Genomic DNA, 3,951 nt, shown 5'->3' on the forward strand with positions numbered 1-3,951 from the left:
GCAGACGGGAAACCAGATGCATGAAACCAAAACCCCTTCACCAAACACCAAGCGGAGCAAACGCCGCTTGCCTATTCAAAGTTCTGCTGTCGGAAAGCTGTGCGGCCTGTCAACGCCAGCCCTGCATCGGATTGCAGGAACCGTGGCGGAAGCCAACCGTCTTCTCAACATTCCCGTTTTCACCATACCACCGGATTAGCAAGCAACACACACAAGCCATGTCCGAGCGCTCGGCGGCAATGACCCCGATGATTGGACAAAGGCGGCGGCTCGCAAAATTATGAGGAGGGAGGAGGAAGAAAAATGAACAGCGGCCAGGCTGAGTGGGGTTGTAAGCTCTATTGCCTGCTGCTCTGCCTTGTTCCGCTTTCGGAAGTGTGGTGGGGGCGCGGGAGGGGTGTCGGCTCTCTTGGGGATTGAGCCTTAAGTGGCACTGGCCTCCCTGCTCCCCCTGTTCTGGCCTGGGGCGGGGGGATTAATATGCGCCCCCGGCCTTTTCTTACTCGTGCGAAGCGTGCAATAGATTGTGTTGTTCCCTCCGGTGGCGGCGTGAGGCCAGCATCGCACTCATGCCGGTCATGCCGGTGGCCAGGGCGAGCAGGAGGCCCTCCCCTCCGGCCCGTGGGAGAACGCTCGCAGGAAGGTACGTGTATCTAAGGGAGGTGTCGGTCAGCGTGCGTCCTGAGCCGCCCATCGTGTAGTCAGCACTGACTATGACCGTGCCCGGCACGTGTTGAGGCGTGAGTACGGTGACGCTGGTACTGTTGCTGATTTGGTTCAGGTCTGTGCCAGGGCTGGTGTCGAACCTGGCTGCGCTGATTACCGGAGCCAGGTTAAACTCCACCAACATCGGGACATAGGCATCTTTGTTGCTGTTGTTGCCGAGTTGACCATACTTGTTGTATCCCCATCCATATGTGTATCCATCCTTGCCGATAGCCAGGGAATGCCAGTTTCCAGCACTGACGAGAGTGCTGGAAAGGCTTAGATTGGTGTTATTTGGGGATGTAGGATTTCGCACCTTTGCTGGCTGGTTGTGGCCTCGAGAATCGTCATAGTTGGTATAGCCGAGTTGGCCATAAGTGTTTCGTCCCCACGACCATGCAATTCCATTGGTGTCAACGGCTAGGGAAGTGTCGTATCCCGCACTGACTTGGCTGGCTTTGAAAGGGATACTGGGATTGTCGGGATTGTATACTCGAGCTGGGGAAAGAATATCCTGATTCGTCGTATTCTGTCCGAGCTCGCCCCAATAATTCCATCCCCATGACCAGGTGTTCCCTTGGGCATCGATAGCAATGGAATGTTCAAAACCGGCGCTGATTTGAACGCTTTTTAAGTTTTTGCTTGTATCGTCGGGATTGTTCGGGTCGCGCACGCGCACAGGAACAGGATTCGCACCATCGAAGCCGCTCGTGACATTGTTGCCGAGCTGGCCGTAACTGTTGAATCCCCAAGCCCAGGTATCCCCGTCCCTGTCAATCGCTAATGAGTGAGCTCCTCCGCCAGCTACTTTTAATGCCACCAGCCCTTTGCTTGCATCCGTAGGATGTTCTGGATCGCACACACGTACGGGAGCACTCGAGTAGCTGCTGCTGGTGCCGTTGCCGAGCTGACCGTTCCCGTTGCGGCCCCATGCCCAGACATTACCTTCCTTGTCGATTGCCAGTGAATGCTCGCCTCCGGCGTCAACCTGTATGGCCTTCAGTCCCGTATTTACGTTGGAATGTGTAGAAGGATCACAGACACGCACGGGAACAGTTGAATAGCGGTCGCTGGTGTTGTTGCCGAGCTGGGCATATGTATTGTCTCCCCAGGCGTATACGTATCCGTCGCTGCCCAAGGCCAGTGAATGCCGGTATCCGGCGCTGACCTGTACATAGGTGAAGTCAGCCGACACGCCTGCTGGCTTTTTCACCGGGACCGGCGTGTTCTGCTGGGTGGTCGTCCCGTTGCCAAGCTGGCCAGACCTGTTGTCTCCCCATGCGTAAGCGTTACCGTCACTGCCTACAGCCAAGGAAACGCTATTTTGCATGGCGACAGATCCAATTGAATTACTGATTTGGTTGAATTTAACGCCGCTGGTGCTGTCTGGTGGGGTGATGGTGGTGGTTTCGTTGCCGAACTGGCTGCCCTTGTCGGGGTTTATGGTCCATGTTGTCCTGGGTTTTTTGCTGGTCCAGCGGGCGGTGAGGGTGATGTTTTTTGTGACGGGTTTGCTGAAGTCGTAGGCGGTGTTGCCGGTGAACCATCCGTCGAACTGGTAGCCTTCGCGCGTCGGGTCTGGGTAGGGCCGCTGCACTCGCCCGTACGGGTAGGGAACCTGTTGGGGTTGGGGCGCCTGGCTTCCCCCGGCTGTGTCGAAGCTGACCGTATATGTGGAGTCCTGTCGGATGTCTCTGGTCAGAGGCTGGTCGACCGTGTACGTAAGGCTCCTGGTGAAGGGCTGGTTGTCTTGTTTGCCGGTGATAACAATGGTGGCCTCTCCTGGCGTGTGGGCGGGCATATCCGTCTGCCAGGCATCGTTGCTCTTGTTGAGTGTCAGCGGCTGGCCGTCTATGTTGGCTGTTTCAAGGATGGGTGTTGTGGTGGTGCTGAGTCTGGCTGGCTGGCCGGGCCGGCCCTGCCCGTCCAGGCTCCATGCGAACATGCTGCCTTGCCTGCTGACGGCGGTAATCCTGTCACCTGCAAGGACGGCCTGCGTGTATGTCTGGTTGCTGTTGTCCACACGGATGGGAGTTCCGGCTATCTTCCAGAACCAGACGTGGCCCTCCTTGTCGGTGATGATGGCCTGATTCTTGTCGGTGCTGATCCTGCTTGCTTTTATGCCCTCCGGCAGGCTGACGGTTGTCGGTTTTGTTGTGCTGTCAGCCAGGTAGTAGATTTGCCCGTCCTCGCTTAGGAGGAGAGACCCTTGGTTGAGGGATTGGGCTTGGACGATACGCATGCCCGGATCCTGCTTGATGCGTTCGGGCTCGACGTTGCCGGTGTTGCTTGTCTCCCGGGTCCAGGCCTGCCCGTCAGAGTCCACGATGAGGATCCGGCTGCCGGATGCGACGGCAAGGACGGCCTGCCCCGGTTCGGGCAGGCTGATTGTTTCCTGTGCTGCGGGTTTCGGGTTCGGGTTTTGGCTGTCGGCCTGTTCGGCCTGGTAGGCGTGGATCTGTCCCTGCCGGTCCACGGCCAGGAGCCGATTATCGTTCATGCTGATGCTGGTGAACCCGGCATCCCGTCCGGTGTCCAGGAGCGTGGGCGCGGGCTGTCGGCTGTCCCAGGTGTAGATGTGCCGGTCGGATCCGAGTGCCGCCTGCCGGCGGCTGCCGGCCGCGGCCTGCAGGTAGCGGAACCCGTCGGGAGCCTGGGCCGGGAAGGGAACCTGCACGGGTGTGTGGTCCTGTGTCCATGTGTTTATGCGGCCGTCGCCGGTCACGCCGACGGTTTGGTCTCCTGCCGTGCGGATGCTCGTGTAACAGGGCTCCTGCCTGTCGGGCGGGATGATGGTCAGCCTGGCGCCGGTGGCGGGCCCGTGCTCCGGGCTCAGCGTCCAGTCCGTGGTCTTCGTCCATTGGGCTTTCAGGGTCGTGTCCTGCAGGATCGGAGCCTGGAAGTCGTAGGGCTGGCCGTCGAGCGTCCAGCCGTCGAACCGGAAGCCCTCACGCTGAGGGTTGTGTTGCGGGGGAGCGGCAAGCGTCCCGGTCTTCACGGTCTCCTGTGTGGGCGTGCCGCCGTCGGCGGGGTCGAAACGCACCGTGTGCGTGGCGCGATCAGCCGTCTTCTCTGCTGACTTGGCCGGAGCGGAGCCTGTGCCCTCAGGTGTTCCCGTCGGCGGTGACGGGGTGTGCGGGCTTGGCGTTGCTGGGCTTAATGGCGGGGTGGCTTGTATCGGCGATGGCGAGGAAAGTGGGATATTTGATGCGTTGCCGGGGACAGTGGCGGGGGTTTGCTCAGCTA

2 protein-coding genes are annotated in these 3,951 nt (G+C 59.6%); one reads left to right on the plus strand and one right to left on the minus strand.

Translation table 11 applies throughout. From position 1 onward, the window contains the following. A partial coding sequence (locus H3T89_RS09060) for a hypothetical protein (protein WP_232348577.1) occupies positions 1-199 on the plus strand: 199 nt, incomplete at its 5' end. A 300-nt stretch (positions 200-499) separates the two neighbouring features. On the opposite strand, the gene H3T89_RS08775 is transcribed toward H3T89_RS09060, so the two are convergent. Next, positions 500-3,951 (minus strand): RCC1 domain-containing protein (locus H3T89_RS08775; RefSeq protein WP_232348578.1); only part of this gene is annotated, 3,452 nt, incomplete at its 5' end.

The sequence above is a fragment of the Bifidobacterium sp. W8114 genome, assembly GCF_016101165.1.
Taxonomy (GTDB): domain Bacteria; phylum Actinomycetota; class Actinomycetes; order Actinomycetales; family Bifidobacteriaceae; genus Bombiscardovia; species Bombiscardovia asteroides.